Below are 16,324 nucleotides of genomic sequence, written 5' to 3' on the forward strand. Positions count from 1 at the left end.
TCCCGATAGCAGTGTGTCAGTCAACTTATGTGTAGCTGACCCAGCGCTATCGGGAGCAAGCCCCCTCCCACATTTGGACCGTATCAGTTCAGATGGTCCGTCAAATACCGGAAGTATTCTTCGCGAATCTCTGGAATCTCATTGGCCAGGTGATGCCGGCCCCGCTTGAGCATCAACACCTCGGGCCGGTCGAACTTACCCCGCAGCACTTGCAAGTTGTGCTGCCAATCCACCGTCATATCTTCCTCACCCTGCACGATCACCGGCCGCCTGGCGCTGCGTGGCGCGGCTTCGATGCGCTTGATCCAGCGCGCCAGCGCCCCCACCCAGGCGGTGGGTAATTGGCGGGGCTGGAGCGGGTCGGCTTCAAGGAACGGCTTGAAGTCAGGATCGTTGGAGTTATCGCTGAAACGCCGGGCGATGCCTTTGACGAACGGGCGCAGCAGGTAATAGCTGACCTGGGACCAACCCCAGGCCCGCGGCCGTACCAAGGGCGATAGCAAAAAGGTCTTGCCCTGGGCCGGGCTGTCGACACCGTGGTTGAGCAGGTGATCCACCACAATGGCGCCGCCGGTGCTCTGCCCGAACAGGTGCCAGGGTTGGGGCAATTGCAAGGCCTTGGCCTCGGCGAACAGTCCCTGCACAACCCGCTGATATACCGCAAACTCATCGATGCTGGCGCGGGGTCCGCTGGACAAACCGTGGCCCGGCAGGTCGCAGGCAATCACCACGAAGCCCTGGTCCAATGCCCAGTCCACCACGTGGCGATACAGTCCCATGTGATCGTAGAAGCCGTGGAACATGAACATCGTCGCCACCGGCGCAGGCGGCCACCACACCTGGGCCACTACTTCGAACCCGTCCACCTCGAAACGCCCCAGGCGACTCACGGCCGGCGCCTTGCGGGCGGCCAGGTCGAGCCCATAGAAACGTTGGTAGACCCGCGCTTCGGCACTGAGCGGTTGCGCGTCCACCAACGACAACAAGCTTTCGCGCAGATGATCAGGGTCAAAGGTGACGGGCATAAAGGCTTCCAGACTGGCGGTGAAGATGAATATCGAGCTGCGATATTCATCTGTCAGGACAAGCATGGCAAGCTACGCGACCTGCGAGGATACCTCTGAATGCGACCGCCATACCGTAATGCCCTGTTCGCCAGTCTGATCCTGGTTATCTGCGCCGGCGTGCTGTGGGCCGCGTATGAATGGTTCCAGGGCCGCTACCTGCGCGCCTTCAGCGAACACACGGCAGTGTTCTCCGGCGACGCGCTGCAACTGCCTGCCGCCCTCAGTGGCCCTGGCCCGATTCGCCTGGTGCACTTCTGGGACCCGGCCTGCCCGTGCAATGTTGGTAACCAGCAACACCTGGGCGAGCTGATCGAGCACTACGCGCCCCAAGGAGTGGAGTTCTATGCCTTGCAAAAACCCGGCAGCCACGGCCAGCTGCCCGACAACCTGCGCCACATGAAAGTCATCGACGCCCTGCCCGGCGCCGATCGGATACCCGCCAGCCCGGCAGTGGGCATTTGGGACCGCACAGGCAAGCTGGCCTATTTCGGCCCCTACAGCGAGGGGCTGACCTGCAACGCCAGCAACAGTTTTATCGAGCCGATTCTCAAGGCCCTTGGAACCGGACGCGAAGTGAATGCCACTCACACCCTCGCGGTAGGCTGCTATTGTTCGTGGCCTAAGGATCTGTAGCCCGTCCACTTTGGTAAGGAATGTTCATGAAGCGCGTCTTGCAGGTTTTCGCGGTGCTGATTGTGCTGGTCGCCCTGGGCGCCGGTTGGTACGTCTACAGCAAGCAGCCCACGCGCCAGGGCACGGTGACCCTGGCCCACCTGCAAGGCTCGGTCACGGTGCGCTACGACGATCGTGGCGTGCCGCATATCCGCGCCGAGAACGAGGCCGACCTGTACCGCGCCCTGGGCTATGTGCATGCCCAGGACCGCCTGTTCCAGATGGAGATCATGCGGCGCCTGGCCCGGGGCGAGCTGGCCGAGGTGCTGGGGCCGAAGCTGCTCGAGACCGATAAGCTGTTCCGCAGCCTGCGTATTCGCGAACGCGCCTCGAGCTACGCCGAGCACATGGACCCTGACTCAGCCTCCTCGAAAGCCCTGCAAGCCTACCTGGACGGGATCAACCAATATCAGGCCAGCCATCCCAGCCCCATTGAGTTCGATGTGCTGGGCATCCCAAAGCGCCCGTTCACCGCCGAAGACAGCATCAGCGTTGCCGGGTACATGGCCTACAGCTTTGCCGCGGCCTTTCGTACCGAGCCGGTGCTGACCTACGTGCGCGACCGCTTGGGCAGCGACTACTTGAAAGTCTTCGACCTCGACTGGCAACCCAAAGGCGCCCTCAACCTGGCGAACGACGACTGGAACACCCTCGGCGCTATCGCCGCCCTGAGCGAACAGGCCCTGGCCGACAACGGCCTGCCACAGTTCGAGGGCAGCAATGCCTGGGCCGTCAGCGGCAGCCACACCCGTAGCGGCAAACCCCTGCTGGCGGGTGACCCCCATATCCGCTTCTCGGTGCCGTCGGTGTGGTACGAGGCGCACCTGTCAGCGCCCGGTTTTGAGTTGTATGGCTATCACAACGCGCTGGTGCCAGTGGCGTTCCTGGGGCACAACATGGATTTTGGCTGGAGCCTGACCATGTTCCAGAACGACGACCTCGACCTGGTCGCCGAGAAGGTCAACCCGGACAACCCCAACCAGGTCTGGTATCACGACCAATGGGTCGACATGACCAGCAGCGAGCAGCAGATCCAGATCAAGGGCCAGGCGCCGGTGACCCTCGTCCTGCGCCGCTCGCCCCACGGCCCGATCATTAATGACGTGCTCGGCGAGAACGCCGGCAGCACGCCGATTGCCATGTGGTGGGCGTTCCTCGACAGCGAAAACCCGATCCTCGAAGGCTTCTACCAGCTCAACCGCGCCGATACCCTGGCCAAGGCGCGGGCCGCTGCGGCCAAGGTCTCAGCACCGGGCCTCAACATCATATGGGCCAATGCCAAGGGTGATATCGGCTGGTGGGCGGCGGCGCAGTTGCCGATGCGCCCGGCAGGGGTCAACCCGGCGTTCATCCTCGATGGCAGTACCGCCCAGGCCGACAAGCTGGGCTTCTACCCCTTCAGTGCCAACCCCCAGGAAGAAAACCCGTCGCGTGGCTATGTGGTGTCGGCCAACGCGCAGCCGGCCTCCCCTACAGGCATGGAAATTCCCGGCTATTACAACCTGGCCGACCGTGGCCAGCAGTTGAACGCGCAGTTGAGCGACAAGAGCGTGAAGTGGGATGTGACCAACAGCCAGGCCCTTCAACTGGGTACCACCACCGCCTATGGCCCGCGCCTGCTGGCGCCGCTGTTGCCGGTGCTGCGCGAAGTGGTCAAGGACCCGGCAGAGTTGAAGCTGGTGGAACAACTATCCAACTGGAAAGGCGACTACCCGCTGGACTCCACCAGTGCCACGCTGTTCAACCAGTTGCAGTTCAACCTCGCCGAAGCGACCTTCCAGCCGAAACTGGGCGATGCACTGTTCAAGACCCTGATCAACACCCGCGTGATCGACGCCGCGCTGCCACGCCTGGCCGCCTCGGCGGACTCACCCTGGTGGAATGGCAAGCGGGCCGACACCGTCAAGCTCGCCTGGGACAATAGCCTCGCGCACCTCAAGGTTACGTTCGGCGATGACCCGGCGCAGTGGCAGTGGGGCAAGGCCCACACCCTGACCCACGGCCACCCGCTGGGCATGCAAAAGCCATTGGATAAGCTCTTCAACGTCGGCCCGTTCCCGGCACCGGGCAGCCACGAAGTGCCGAACAACCAGACCGCCCCGATCGGCCCGGCACCGTGGCCTGTGACCTACGGCCCGTCGACACGGCGCCTGATCGACTTCGCCGACCCGACCCACGCCCTCACCATCAACCCGGTGGGGCAAAGCGGTGTGCCCTTTGATACGCACTATGGCGACCAGGCGCAGAGCTATATCGAGGGCAGGTATGAGCAGGCGCACTTCAGTGACGAGGAAGTGACGGCCAATACCCGCGGCACCTTGAAACTGCTGCCCGCCCGATGATCGTTCCCACGCTCTGCGTGGGAATGCAGCCATGGACGCTCCGCGTCCGCCCTTAGAAGCGGGACGCAGAGCGTCCCAAGCGGCGTTACCACGCAGAGCGTGGGACGATCATAGGGTGTGCGCCCGCATACGCCCTGGCGCTTGGCCGTAGGTGTCCTTGAATTTCTTGCTGAACGCCGCCTGGGACTGATAACCCACCTGGGCGGCGATATCGATCAGGCTAAGGCGTGACTGATGCAGCAGGTTGAACGCCATCTCCATGCGCAATTGGGTGAGCAACACCCAGGGCGATACACCTGCCACTTTGACGAACGCACGCATAAAGGTCGCACGGGACATGCTGGCCGCCGACGCCAGGCCATCGATGGTCCATTCATGCCCAGGTTCGGCCAGCATGGCTTGCCAGGCCTTGCTCAAGCGCTTGTCGGCGAGCAAGGCGAAGGCACCCGCCCCTGGCGCCTGATCGCTCAGCCAACTGCGCAGGATCAAGGTGAACAGGGCTGACGACAGCGCATTGATAAACGAACGGGCGCCCACTTGCTGCCCGTCCGCTTCACTGCGCAGCAACGCAATCAGCGCCGCCAACTGTCCATCGCCTTGCCACTGGCGACTGGACACCACCAGGTAGTCCGGCAATGCATCGAATAGTAGCGACTGGCGGTTGTAGTGAAAGCTGCCACACAGCATATCCACATCCGGCTGTTCGCCGCCCAAACGGTGCACGGTCAACGCCCCCCCTTCGATAACACGAGGCTGCATCGGGCGGATCCGCACGCCCTGACTGCGCAGCAAGTGGGTACCGCCCCCGGGCATCAGCAGGATATCGCCCTCCTCCAACGTTACATATTGCCCGCCAGACAATTCGGCGCGGCAGGTGCCGCTGAGCACGATGTGATAAGGCGCCACGCCGAGGCTTTCCGGCGCATGGTCCAACGCCCAGTCCCCTTGGAACTGGCAACGCAAATCCAGGCTGCCGCGCAGGTTGGCCAGCGCGATAAGGGTGTCGATGGCATTCATTTGCGAGCATCGGTCAAAAAGATGAGCGGATTGAACAATAGCCGCAGCCTTCAACGCTACAGACTGGCTTCACACCCAACCTGTTCAGGAGTTACTGCAATGTTCAATAACTGGTCCGACTTGCTGCCTACCGTGAAGAAAGCCTTTGGTTCATTGGGCAAGAGCAACCCGAAGATGGTCAAAGCCTACATGGCGCTGGGGGAAGCTGCCGAGGAAAACAATGTACTCGACGCCAAGACCCGTGAACTGATTTCCATCGCGGTGGCGATCACCACCCGCTGCGACGGTTGCATCGGCGTGCACGCCGATGCCGCCATCAAGGCCGGGGCAACCCGCGAAGAAGTGGCGGCCACGCTGGCCACCGCGATCTCGCTGAATGCAGGCGCGGCCTACATCTACTCGTTGCGCGCCCTGGAAGCCTACGACACGCTCAAACCGGCGCCGCAAAGTTAAGCCTGAACTGTTGCGGCGTGACGCCCAGCCGGCGGTTGAACACACTGCGCATGTGCTGGGCGTCGCGAAAGCCACATTGATAGGCCACGGTTTTAAGCGGTGCGTGGCTACTTTCAAGCATCACCCGCGCCGCATCCACGCGCGCCCTCTCGACAAATTCCGCCGGCGTAATCCGCGCTTCCCGGGCAAACACCCGGGAAAAATTGCGCGCACTCATATTGGCCGCCTTGGCCAGGTCGGCAATGGTCAAGTCTCCCGTCAGGTTGGCCAGCACGTACAGCTGCACCAGCGCCACCGCCGAGGTAGTTTCGGCATGGGGCGTGAGGAACGGACTGAACTGCGATTGCCCGCCCGAGCGCTGGGTGAACACCACTAGGCGCTTGGCCACGCTCAACGCGACTTCCGGGCCGTGGTCCTGGGCCAGCAGGTACAGTGACAAGTCGATACCTGCCGTGACCCCGGCCGAGGTGTAGAGGTTGCCGTCCTGCACGTAGAGGCGGTCGGCTTCGACCCGGGCCGAGGGGCACACACGCGCCAGGTCCGCGGCATCGCCCCAATGGGTGGTAACGGTTTTACCCTCCAGCAGGCCGGCGCGGGCCAGCATGAAGGCACCGTTGCAGATCGAGCCGAAGCGTCGTGCCTTGGCAGTGGCAGCGCGCAGCCAGTCATCAAACTGGGGGCCGAAGTTTTCGAAGGGCAGTTGCGGGCCGCCGGCGACCAGCAGCAGGTCGTAGGGCTGCCGGGCTTCGCTGTAGTGTTTGTGGGCCTGCAAGGACAGGCCGTTGGAAGCCGCCATAGGGCCGTGGCTGAAACCGATGACTTCCAGGTGATAGTGGTCTTCGGGCGCCAGGAAGCGGTTGGCCTCGCAGAACACGTCCATCGGGCCGGTCACGTCCAGTGACTGGACGCCGGGGAAAATCAGGATGGCGACGGTTTTGCTCATGAAGTCATACCTTTTCTAACTTGAAAAACACTAATCCCCTGTGGGAGGGGCAAGCCCCCTCCCACATTTGATCTTCACAGGCTTTGGATCCACCGATCACCTGCCACACCTTAGCCGACTTTGTCTTTGGCGCGATGTGCCAGCACATTGGCCGAGATTGCTCCCTTATCGCGATAGCTGCGTCACGCACTCGCGACCAGACTAGGTGCTTTCCAGAGGAGATCCACCATGAGCACCACCATAGCCGGTATCCAGATCCCTGACAGCGCCTTGGCCAGGGCCACCACCGAATACATTCGCGACGTCGAATCGGACCTGCTCTACCACCATTCGCGCCGCGTCTTCCTGTTCGGCGCGTTGAGCGGTGAGCGCAAGCAATTGGCCTACAACCCGGAGTTGCTCTACGTCGGCGCGATGTTCCATGACCTGGGCCTGGTGGAAGGCCACCGCAGTGACGACGAGCGTTTCGAAGTGGACGGCGCCAACGCCGCCGCTGCGTTCCTCAAACCTTATGGGTTGAGCGATGACGATATCGAACAAGTGTGGTTGTCCATCGCCCTGCACACCACGCCGGGCGTGCCGAAACACCTGCGCCCCACCGTAGCGCTGGTGACCGCCGGGGTGGAGATGGACGTGCTGGGCATGGACTACGCCGCGTTCAGCAGCGCGCAGCGCGAAGCGGTGGTGCATGCGCATCCACGGGGTGAAGGGTTCAAGGAGTGCATCATCTGCGCGTTCGCCGACGGCTTGCGCCACCGCCCGCAGACTACGTTTGGCAACGTGAAGACCGATGTGCTGCTGGATCAGGAGCCGGGGTTCAAGCCGATGAATTTTGTCGAGGTGATTCGTAAGTCGCCTTGGGCAGCATAACCAAATTGGAGTGCCATCAATGTGGGAGAGGGCTTGCTCCCGATTGCTGAGTGTCAGTCACTGCATCTGTTACTGACCCACTGCTATCGGGGGCAAGCCCCCTCCCACATTTTGAGCCCAGTTCCGGCAGTCAGACCGGCGCTGGCGCCCGGCGCTTGTCCGGCTGCTGCCAGCCATCCGCCGCGGCTTCTTCGATGGCTTGCTGGATGGCTTTCTTGCGATGCTCTTCGGCCCGGCGGCTGAAGAACCACACCAGGAAGGTCACCAGCGATACCGCCAACAGAATCAGGCTCGCCACGGCGTTGATCTCAGGCTTGACCCCCAGGCGCACCGCCGAGAACACTTCCATCGGCAAGGTGGTCGAGCCCGGGCCCGACACGAAGCTGGCCAGTACCAGGTCATCCAGCGACAGCGCAAAGGACATCATGCCGCCCGCCGCCAGCGAAGGCGCGATCATCGGGATGGTGATCAGGAAGAACACCTTCCACGGCCGTGCGCCCAGGTCCATAGCCGCCTCTTCGATCGACAGGTCCAGCTCACGCAGGCGCGCCGACACGACCACCGCCACATACGCCGCACAGAACGTCGTGTGCGCGATCCAGATGGTGACGATGCCACGCTCCTGGGGCCAGCCGATCATCTGCGCCATGGCCACGAACAGCAGCAGCAGCGACAGGCCGGTGATCACTTCCGGCATCACCAGCGGTGCCGTCACCAGGCCGCCGAACAGCGTGCGGCCCTTGAACTGGCTGATGCGCGTCAGCACAAAGGCCGCCAAGGTGCCCAGCGCCACTGCGGCCACCGCCGTGTAGCAGGCGATTTCCAGGGAGCGTGCCACCGAGCCCATCAACTGGGTGTTGTCCAGCAGGCCCACGTACCACTTGATCGACCAACCGCCCCACACCGTCACCAGCTTGGATTCGTTGAACGAATAGATCACCAGGATCAACATCGGCAGGTAGATAAACAACAAGCCTGCGACCAGCATGAAGCTGGAGAAACGAAAGCGCTTCATATCTTGCCCTCCAGCTCTTTGGCCTGGCTGCGGTTAAACAGGATGATCGGCACGATCAGGATCGCCAGCATCACCACGGCCAAGGCAGAAGCCACCGGCCAGTCACGGTTGTTGAAGAACTCTTGCCACAGCACTTTACCGATCATCAGGGTTTCCGGGCCGCCGAGCAGTTCAGGAATCACGAACTCGCCCACCACCGGGATAAACACCAGCATGCAGCCGGCGATGATGCCGTTCTTGGACAGCGGCACAGTGATTTTCCAGAAGCTGTTGAAGGTGCTCGAACCGAGGTCGGAGGCGGCTTCCAGCAGGCTTTGGTCGTGTTTGACCAGGTTGGCGTAAAGCGGCAGGATCATGAACGGCAGGTATGAGTAAACCACGCCGATATACACCGCGATGTTGGTGTTGAGGATCTGCAACGGTTCGCTGATCAGCCCCATGGACATCAGGAAGCCATTGAGCAAGCCGTTGTTGCTGAGGATGCCCATCCACGCATACACGCGAATCAGGATCGCGGTCCAGGTCGGCATCATGATCAGCAGCACCAGCACGGTCTGCATCTCTTTGCGTGCGGTAGCGATGGCGTAGGCCATCGGGTAGCCGATCAGCAGGCACAGCAGCGTGCTGAAAAACGCCATCTTCAGCGAGCCCAGGTAGGCGGCGATGTACAACTCGTCGCCCGCCAGCAAGCTGTAGTTGGCCAGGTTCAGCACCACCTCCAGCTTTTGCTCAACGTAGGTATAGATCTCGGTATAGGGCGGGATCGCCACATCGGCTTCGGCAAAGCTGATTTTCAGTACGATGAAAAACGGCAGTGCGAAAAACAGAAACAGCCAGAGGAAGGGAATCCCGATGACCACCTGCTTGCCATTGGGCACGATGCGATCCAAGCGCCGCTTGAATTTCTTCATGTTCATGAGCGAAGTACCACGCCGCTGTCGTCTTCCCACCATACGTACACCTGGTCACCCCAGGTCGGACGCTGGCCACGGCGTTCGGCGTTGGCGACGAAGGACTGCACCAGCTTGCCGCTCGGCAGTTCCACGTAGAACACCGAGTGCCCGCCCAGGTAGGCGATGTCGTGCACCTTGCCGCTGGACCAGTTGTGCTCGCAGGTCGGCATTTCGGTGGTGACCAGCAGTTTTTCCGGGCGGATGGCGTAGGTCACCGACTTGTCTTCCACCGCGGTGGCGATGCCGTAGCCCACGTAGATATCGCGGTCCAGATCAGCGCACTTGAGCACCGCGTGGCCTTCGGCGTCATCCACCACCTGGGTGTCGAAGATGTTGACGTTGCCGATGAACTCGCACACCAGGCGGCTGGTGGGGGTTTCGTAGATGTCGATGGGGCTGCCGATCTGGGCGATCCAGCCCAGGTGCATGATCGCGATACGCTCGGCCATGGTCATGGCCTCTTCCTGGTCGTGGGTCACCATCACGCAGGTTACGCCGACGCGCTCGATGATTTCCACCAGCTCCAGTTGCATCTGCGAACGCAGCTTCTTGTCCAATGCGCCCATGGGCTCATCGAGCAGCAGCAGTTTCGGGCGCTTGGCCAGGGAACGGGCCAATGCCACACGCTGGCGTTGGCCGCCGGACAACTGGTGCGGCTTGCGCTTGGCATACTGGCTCATCTGCACCAGCTTGAGCATCTCGGCCACGCGGGCGTCGACTTCAGCCTTGGGGATCTTGTCCTGCTGCAGGCCGAACGCGATGTTCTGCGCCACGGTCATGTGCGGGAACAAGGCGTAGGACTGGAACATCATGTTGATCGGCCGCTCGTAGGGCGGCATGTCGGTGATGTCCACACCGTCGAGGTAGATGCGGCCTTCGGTCGGACGCTCGAAACCTGCGAGCATCCGCAGCAAGGTGGACTTGCCCGAACCCGAACCGCCGAGCAAGGCGAAGATCTCGCCTTTCTTGATTTCCAGGGACACATCGTCCACGGCAATCGTCTCGTCGAACTTCTTCGTGACCCGGTCGATTTTGACCAGCACCTTTTTCGGTGTCTGGTCGCCCTCGAGGGCTTTCTTATAGGCGCCGGAGGCAACTGCCATTTACGAAACTCCCAAAAAAAACGGTGCGGTTCGCCTTAGGCGGGCGAACCCAGGATAGTTTGAGCCTTACTTGCCCGTCTTGACCTTGGTCCAGCTACGGGTCATTAAACGCTGCACTTTCGGGGGTAGCTCGAAGTTGACGAAAGTCCGCTCGAGAACCGCCTGCGGTGGGTAGACCGCTGCGTCAGTGCGTATCGATTGCTCCATCAGCTTGTCCGCCCCTGGGTTAGGGTTGGCATAACCGACCTGATCACTGACCTGAGCGATCACCTCAGGCTGCAGCAAATAGTTGATGAAGGCGTGGGCCTCCTTGACGTTGCTGGCATCCTTGGGGATCGCCAGCACGTCAAACCACAGGTTGCCGCCTTCTTTCGGGATCGCGTAGGCGATATTTACGCCTTTGCCTGCCTCAGCCGCACGGGCCTTGGCCTGGAACACATCGCCGGAGAAGCCGGCCGCCACGCAGATATTGCCGTTGGCCAGGTCCGAGATGTATTTGGAGGAGTGGAAGTAGGTCACGTAGGGCCGCACTTTCAGCAGTTTTTCCTCGGCTTTCTTGTAGTCGGCCGGGTTGGTGCTGTTAGGGTCCAGGCCCATGTAGTTGAGCACCGCAGGCAGCATTTCGTCTGCCGAATCCATGAAGGACACGCCGCAAGTGGCGAGTTTCTTCATGTTTTCCGGCTCGAACAACACGGCCCAGGAGTCGATATGGTCAACGCCCAGCACTTCCTTCACCTTGTCGACGTTGTAACCAATGCCATTGGTGCCCCACAGGTATGGCACCGCGTACTGGTTGCCCGGGTCATTCTTTTCCAGGCGTTTGAGCAGTACCGGGTCGAGGTTGGCGTAGTTCGTCAGCAGTGACTTGTCGAGCTTCTGGAACGCCCCGGCCTTGATCTGCTTGCCGAGAAAATGGTTGGACGGCACCACCACATCGTAGCCGGTACGCCCGGCGAGCAACTTGCCTTCCAGGGTTTCGTTGGAGTCAAACACGTCATACACGGGCTTGATGCCGCTGGCCTTTTCGAAGTTGGCCAGGGTGTCGGGGCCGATGTAGTCCGACCAGTTATAAATATGCACCGTCGGTGCGGCCTGCACGCTGGCAACCAGCGTGATACCTGCACCCACCAGCACGGCTTTGCGAAATAAAGAAATTGGCAAGTGGAGGTCCTCTTAAATAGTTGGGCCTTAGAGTTGTTGCCCGGCAACAAAACCGGCGCGCAACTTACCCTCGATAAACCGATCCGGCAAAACTTTCTGTCATTTATTTTCTGTACGGTTGCCGCTGTTTGTAGGAGCGAGCTTGCTCGCGAAGAACTCACAGGCAACGCGGGCTATCAGAGGTCCCGCGTTATCGTTGACGATTTTCGCGAGCGAGCTCGCTCCTACAGGTTCCTAGCCTTATTTACCCGACTTGATCTTGGTCCAGCTGCGTGTCATTTCACGCTGGGTTGCAGCCGGCAGGTCAGCAATCGCGTAGAGCTTGGCCTGCACGTCCGCCGACGGATAGATGCCCGGGTCGCTGGTGATGTCTTTGTCCACCAGTGCGGTGGCCTTCTCGTTACCGTTCGGGAAGCGCACGCTGTTGGTGATCGACGCCATGACTTCGGGCTTGAGCAGGTAGTTCATGAAGGTGTAGGCCGCTTCGACGTTTTCGGCATCCTTGGGGATGGCGACCATGTCGAAGAAGCTGCCGGCGCCTTCTTTCGGAATGTCGTAGGCCACTTTCACTTTGCCACCGGCTTCAGCTGCACGGGACTTGGCCTGCTGAATGTCACCCGAGTAACCCACGGCCACGCAGATGTTGCCGTTGGCGAGGTCGGAAATGTACTTGGACGAGTGGAAATAGCCGATCGAAGGACGGATCTTCAAGAACAGGTCTTCGGCCTGCTTGAGATCGGCTTTCTTCTGGCTGTCGGTCGGCAGGCCCAGGTAATGCAGGGCAATCGGCAGCATTTCGGTTGGCGAGTCGAGGAAGCTTACGCCGCAGCTTTTCAGCTTGGCGATGTTTTCCGGCTTCATCAGCACATCCCATGAATCGATCTTGTCCACGCCCAGCGCAGCCTTGACCTTCTCTGGGTTGTAGCCGATGCCGATCGAGCCCCACATATACGGGAACGCGTGCTTGTTGTCCGGGTCGCTGACCGACACGGCCTTGAGCAGGGATTTGTTCAGGTTGCTGTAGTTAGGCAGCTTGGACGTATCCAGTTCCTGATACACACCGGCCTTGATCTGCTTGGCCAGGAAGTTGTTGGACGGCACGACAATGTCGTAGCCGGACTTGCCTGCCAGCAACTTGGCCTCCAGGGTCTCGTTGCTGTCGAACACGTCGTACACCACCTTGATGCCCGACTCTTTTTCAAAGTTGGCGATGGTGTCCGGTGCAATATAGTCGGACCAGTTATAGACGTGCAGCACTTTACTGTCTGCCTGGGCCGCGCCCGCCATTGCGCCCATCAGGGACAAGGCGAGGAGGGTCTTGCCAGCGTTTTTCAAACCTAATGCCTTCATTGGGTGATGCTCCGATTTTTTCTTTTTTGGGCCACAAGCTTTATATGTTTTACGGCCCAGCCAAAGGGCAACAAAACAGGGCGACAGTCTGGCAAGTTCCGAGGCCGGCTTTCAACCAAAGCCTCACATATAACTACCCAGTGCGCAGCGCCCGAACGCCGCTGCGCACTGAGCCTAGCACTTAGCCCTGCAATGCCGCCAAAGTCAGGTCCAGGCACTGGCGAGCCTTGCTGACCAGCTCGTCAATCTCAGCCTTGCTGATCACCAATGGCGGCGAAATGATCATGGTGTCGCCTACGGCACGCATGATCAGGCCATTCTCGAAGCAGAAGGTTCGGCAGATCATGCCGACGCCCTTGCCTTCATAACGCTTGCGCGTGGCCTTGTCCTGGACCAGCTCGATCGCGCCGAGCATGCCCACGCCGCGCACTTCGCCCACCAGTGGGTGATCTGCCAGTTCCCGCAGACGTTTCTGCAAATACGGTGCCGTTTCATCCTGAACACGGTTAACGATTTTTTCGTCGCGCATGATGCGGATGTTTTCCAGGGCCACCGCCGCCGCTACCGGGTGACCGGAATAGGTGAATCCGTGGTTGAAATCGCCGCCTTCATTCAGCACCTCGACCACTTCATCACGCACGATCAGGCCACCCATGGGGATGTAGCCCGAGGTCAGGCCCTTGGCGATGGTCATCATGTGTGGCTTGAGGTCGTAGAAATCGCTACCAAACCACTCACCGGTACGGCCAAAACCGCAGATCACTTCGTCGGCAACAAACAGGATGTCGTACTTGGCGAGGATTTCCTTGATGCGCGGCCAGTAGGTGGCTGGCGGCACGATCACGCCACCGGCGCCCTGGATCGGCTCGGCAATAAAGGCACCGACGTTGTCCACGCCCAGTTCCAGGATCTTCTCTTCCAGCTGGTTGGCCGCCCACACACCGAACTCATCGGGGCTCATGTCGCCGCCTTCGCCAAACCAGTATGGCTGGGCGATGTGGGTGATGCCCGGGATCGGCAAGTCGCCCTGTTCATGCATATAGTTCATGCCGCCCAGGCTGGCGCCGGCCACGGTGGAGCCGTGGTAGCCATTCTTGCGGGCAATGATGGTTTTCTTGTTCGGCTGGCCCTTGATCGCCCAGTAGTGGCGGACCATGCGCAACATGGTGTCGTTGCCTTCGGAGCCGGAGCCGGTGAAGAACACGTGGTTCATGCCGGCCGGTGCGATGTCGGAAATCGCCTTGGCCAGTTCCAGCACCGGCGGGTGCGCGGTCTGGAAGAACAGGTTGTAGTAAGGCAGCTCTTTCATCTGCTTGGCGGCGGCATCGGCCAGTTCATCGCGACCGTAACCGATCGCCACGCACCACAGGCCGGCCATGCCGTCGAGGATCTTGTTGCCTTCGCTGTCCCACAGGTAAACGCCGTGGGCTTTGGTGATGATCCGTGGGCCTTTCTCTTTCAATTGCTTGAAGTCGCTGAACGGCGCCAGGTGGTGATCATTGCTCAAGGCTTGCCATTCACGGGTTTGCGGGTTATTGCTGGACATACCAATCTCCTAGACTTTTCAGGTGAAGGCGCGTCTTTCCTACGACGCGCCCGGCGCATCAGACGGCGAAGAGCAGGAATTCCCGCTCCCACGAACTGATCACGCGCTTGAAGTTTTCATGCTCGGCCCGCTTGACCGCGACGTAGCCTGTGATGAATTTCTGCCCCAGGTATTTCTCGATGGTCTTGCTGTTTTCCATACGCTCCAGGGCGTCTTCGATGGTCAACGGCAAGCGCAGATTGCGCCGCTCATAACCACGGCCCACTACAGGCGCACTCGGGTTGTGACCTTCGACCATGCCGATGTAGCCGCACAACAGGCTGGCGGCAATCGCCAGGTAGGGGTTGGCATCGGCGCCCGGCAGGCGGTTCTCCACGCGGCGGTTCTGCGGGCCGGCATCCGGTACGCGCAGGCCGACGGTGCGGTTTTCTTCGCCCCACTCCACGTTTACCGGCGCCGAGGTATCGGGCAGGAAGCGGCGGAACGAGTTCACGTTGGGGGCAAACAACGGCAGCAACTCGGGGATGAATTTCTGCAGGCCGCCGATGTGGTTGAGGAACAGCTGGCTCATGGTCCCGTCTTCATTGGAGAACACGTTCTTGCCGGTGGCGATGTCGATGATGCTCTGGTGCAGGTGCATCGCGCTGCCGGGCTCGCCGGTCATTGGCTTGGCCATGAAGGTGGCGGCCACATCGTGCTTGAGCGCGGCTTCACGCATGGTGCGCTTGAACACCAGGATCTGGTCGGCCAGGGACAAGGCATCGCCATGACGGAAGTTGATTTCCATCTGCGCCGTGCCGTCCTCGTGGATCAGGGTGTCGAGGTCCAGCTCCTGCAGTTCGCACCAGTCGTAGACGTCTTCGAACAATGGGTCGAATTCGTTGGCGGCTTCTATAGAGAAGGACTGGCGACCGGTTTCCGGGCGGCCGGAACGGCCAATCGGCGGCTGCAGCGGGAAGTCCGGGTCTTCGCAGCGCTTGGTCAGGTAGAACTCCATCTCCGGCGCCACGATGGGCTGCCAGCCGCGGTCGGAGTAGAGCTTGAGGACTTTCTTGAGTACGTTGCGAGGCGACAGCTCGATCGGGTTGCCTTGCTTGTCGTAGGTGTCGTGGATCACCTGGGCGGTCGGCTCGATGGCCCATGGCACCAGGAATACCGCGTTCTGGTCGGGGCGGCAGATCATGTCAATATCGGCCGGGTCGAGCAATTCGTAATAGATGTCATCTTCGACATAGTCGCCGGTCACGGTCTGCAACAGAACGCTCTCGGGCAGGCGCATGCCTTTTTCGGCGATGAACTTGTTGGTCGGCGAGATCTTGCCCCGGGTGATGCCGGTGAGGTCGCCAATCATGCATTCGACTTCTGTGATCTTGTGGTCTTTCAACCAATCGGTGAGCTGGTCGAGGTTGTTACTCATAAATGCCTCTGGGCTGGGTTTCCTGGCATCCATTAAAAGGCCAGGCGTTGGTTGACGCAGCATCCGCGTCGTTTTTACATTCAGGGTAGGAGCTTACCTGCCATTTGCTGCAGCGTTGCATTCCTCACGCCAAACTTGTGCAGAATCATGAGCAACCCCGCAGGCGCAAGCCAGTGAGAGGCAAATTCGAGGGCAGTGAAGAAGCAAAGAAGAGGTCGGCCCGGGCGTCAAGAATATTGACCGGGGCACAGGCGTTCACGCAGGACACATGAACGGGTGAAAAAGCCCGACTGGAGCAGGCCAAGACGCCAAGTGGCGGCAGGAGAAACATGAAGCACCCCGGTATTATTGCTGTTATGGGTTTGAATCGAGCTTAGCCTTGTTCATTTTTTTACACAACACCCCCGTAAAAAAT

At 60.6% G+C, this 16,324-nt stretch carries 14 protein-coding genes; 4 read left to right on the top strand and 10 right to left on the bottom strand.

All coding sequences use genetic code 11. The features are described 5' to 3' along the window. Positions 1-83: 83 nt before the first annotated feature. Complete coding sequence (locus tag QYQ93_RS27850; RefSeq protein ID WP_338477298.1) at positions 84-1,025, bottom strand: alpha/beta hydrolase; 942 nt, start codon at positions 1,023-1,025, stop codon at positions 84-86. A 99-nt stretch (positions 1,026-1,124) separates the two neighbouring features. On the opposite strand from QYQ93_RS27850, the gene QYQ93_RS27855 reads away from it, so the two are divergent. Continuing rightward, positions 1,125-1,700, top strand: a complete 576-nt coding sequence (locus tag QYQ93_RS27855; RefSeq protein WP_338475933.1) for a DUF6436 domain-containing protein — start codon at positions 1,125-1,127, stop codon at positions 1,698-1,700. A gap of 26 nt (positions 1,701-1,726) precedes the next feature. After that, positions 1,727-4,081 carry a penicillin acylase family protein gene (locus tag QYQ93_RS27860; RefSeq protein WP_338475935.1) on the top strand — a complete coding sequence of 785 codons (2,355 nt, stop codon included), beginning with the start codon at positions 1,727-1,729 and terminating at the stop codon, positions 4,079-4,081. 108 nt (positions 4,082-4,189) lie between these two features. Here the strand turns inward: QYQ93_RS27860 and QYQ93_RS27865 are convergent, their stop codons facing one another. Continuing rightward, positions 4,190-5,098 carry an AraC family transcriptional regulator gene (locus QYQ93_RS27865; RefSeq protein WP_338475936.1) on the bottom strand — a complete coding sequence of 303 codons (909 nt, stop codon included), beginning with the start codon at positions 5,096-5,098 and terminating at the stop codon, positions 4,190-4,192. Between the two features lie 99 nt (positions 5,099-5,197). Between QYQ93_RS27865 and QYQ93_RS27870 the strand changes: the two genes are divergently transcribed. Then, positions 5,198-5,551, top strand: coding sequence for a carboxymuconolactone decarboxylase family protein (locus QYQ93_RS27870; RefSeq protein ID WP_034128991.1), 354 nt, complete (start codon positions 5,198-5,200; stop codon positions 5,549-5,551). Here the strand turns inward: QYQ93_RS27870 and QYQ93_RS27875 are convergent. Then, positions 5,529-6,494, bottom strand: coding sequence for a GlxA family transcriptional regulator (locus QYQ93_RS27875; protein ID WP_217880817.1), 966 nt, complete (start codon positions 6,492-6,494; stop codon positions 5,529-5,531). The two genes, QYQ93_RS27870 and QYQ93_RS27875, sit on opposite strands and share 23 nt — an antisense overlap. Before the next feature lie 228 nt (positions 6,495-6,722). Between QYQ93_RS27875 and QYQ93_RS27880 the strand changes: the two genes are divergently transcribed. Continuing rightward, on the top strand, positions 6,723-7,364 hold the full coding sequence (locus QYQ93_RS27880) for an HD domain-containing protein (protein WP_338475940.1): 642 nt from the start codon (positions 6,723-6,725) through the stop codon (positions 7,362-7,364). Between the two features lie 130 nt (positions 7,365-7,494). Here the strand turns inward: QYQ93_RS27880 and QYQ93_RS27885 are convergent, their stop codons facing one another. From QYQ93_RS27885 to QYQ93_RS27915, 7 genes are all read right to left on the bottom strand, one after another. Then, on the bottom strand, positions 7,495-8,379 hold the full coding sequence (locus QYQ93_RS27885) for an ABC transporter permease subunit (protein ID WP_003195236.1): 885 nt from the start codon (positions 8,377-8,379) through the stop codon (positions 7,495-7,497). Further along, positions 8,376-9,296 (bottom strand): ABC transporter permease subunit, encoded by a 921-nt coding sequence (locus tag QYQ93_RS27890; RefSeq protein ID WP_043046985.1) that lies wholly within the window; start codon positions 9,294-9,296, stop codon positions 8,376-8,378. The genes QYQ93_RS27885 and QYQ93_RS27890 overlap by 4 nt, the downstream gene beginning before the upstream one ends. Next, positions 9,293-10,435, bottom strand: coding sequence for an ABC transporter ATP-binding protein (locus tag QYQ93_RS27895; protein ID WP_043046984.1), 1,143 nt, complete (start codon positions 10,433-10,435; stop codon positions 9,293-9,295). The genes QYQ93_RS27890 and QYQ93_RS27895 overlap by 4 nt, the downstream gene beginning before the upstream one ends. Positions 10,436-10,501: 66 nt before the next feature. Next, positions 10,502-11,596, bottom strand: coding sequence for a polyamine ABC transporter substrate-binding protein (locus QYQ93_RS27900; RefSeq protein WP_338475941.1), 1,095 nt, complete (start codon positions 11,594-11,596; stop codon positions 10,502-10,504). Positions 11,597-11,836: 240 nt separating this feature from the next. Beyond that, positions 11,837-12,931: a polyamine ABC transporter substrate-binding protein gene (locus QYQ93_RS27905; RefSeq protein ID WP_043047043.1), complete on the bottom strand. Its 1,095-nt coding sequence runs from the start codon at positions 12,929-12,931 to the stop codon at positions 11,837-11,839. Positions 12,932-13,127: 196 nt separating this feature from the next. After that, positions 13,128-14,492 (bottom strand): aspartate aminotransferase family protein, encoded by a 1,365-nt coding sequence (locus tag QYQ93_RS27910; protein WP_338475943.1) that lies wholly within the window; start codon positions 14,490-14,492, stop codon positions 13,128-13,130. Positions 14,493-14,550: 58 nt separating this feature from the next. Then, complete coding sequence (locus QYQ93_RS27915) at positions 14,551-15,909, bottom strand: glutamine synthetase family protein (RefSeq protein WP_003195249.1); 1,359 nt, start codon at positions 15,907-15,909, stop codon at positions 14,551-14,553. Between the last annotated feature and the right edge of the window lie 415 nt (positions 15,910-16,324).

Origin of the sequence: Pseudomonas khavaziana, assembly GCF_036704165.1 — a bacterium.
In the GTDB taxonomy this organism is placed as follows: Bacteria; Pseudomonadota; Gammaproteobacteria; order Pseudomonadales; family Pseudomonadaceae; genus Aquipseudomonas; species Aquipseudomonas khavaziana.

What these genes read in the sequence shown, in the direction of transcription:
- QYQ93_RS27850 (WP_338477298.1), bottom strand. Translation starts at nt 1,025, where the DNA reads ATGCCCGTCACCTTTGACCCTGATCATCTGCGCGAAAGCTTGTTGTCG.
- QYQ93_RS27855 (WP_338475933.1), top strand. Translation starts at nt 1,125, where the DNA reads ATGCGACCGCCATACCGTAATGCCCTGTTCGCCAGTCTGATCCTGGTT.
- QYQ93_RS27860 (WP_338475935.1), top strand. Translation starts at nt 1,727, where the DNA reads ATGAAGCGCGTCTTGCAGGTTTTCGCGGTGCTGATTGTGCTGGTCGCC.
- QYQ93_RS27865 (WP_338475936.1), bottom strand. Translation starts at nt 5,098, where the DNA reads ATGAATGCCATCGACACCCTTATCGCGCTGGCCAACCTGCGCGGCAGC.
- QYQ93_RS27870 (WP_034128991.1), top strand. Translation starts at nt 5,198, where the DNA reads ATGTTCAATAACTGGTCCGACTTGCTGCCTACCGTGAAGAAAGCCTTT.
- QYQ93_RS27875 (WP_217880817.1), bottom strand. Translation starts at nt 6,494, where the DNA reads ATGAGCAAAACCGTCGCCATCCTGATTTTCCCCGGCGTCCAGTCACTG.
- QYQ93_RS27880 (WP_338475940.1), top strand. Translation starts at nt 6,723, where the DNA reads ATGAGCACCACCATAGCCGGTATCCAGATCCCTGACAGCGCCTTGGCC.
- QYQ93_RS27885 (WP_003195236.1), bottom strand. Translation starts at nt 8,379, where the DNA reads ATGAAGCGCTTTCGTTTCTCCAGCTTCATGCTGGTCGCAGGCTTGTTG.
- QYQ93_RS27890 (WP_043046985.1), bottom strand. Translation starts at nt 9,296, where the DNA reads ATGAACATGAAGAAATTCAAGCGGCGCTTGGATCGCATCGTGCCCAAT.
- QYQ93_RS27895 (WP_043046984.1), bottom strand. Translation starts at nt 10,435, where the DNA reads ATGGCAGTTGCCTCCGGCGCCTATAAGAAAGCCCTCGAGGGCGACCAG.
- QYQ93_RS27910 (WP_338475943.1), bottom strand. Translation starts at nt 14,492, where the DNA reads ATGTCCAGCAATAACCCGCAAACCCGTGAATGGCAAGCCTTGAGCAAT.
- QYQ93_RS27915 (WP_003195249.1), bottom strand. Translation starts at nt 15,909, where the DNA reads ATGAGTAACAACCTCGACCAGCTCACCGATTGGTTGAAAGACCACAAG.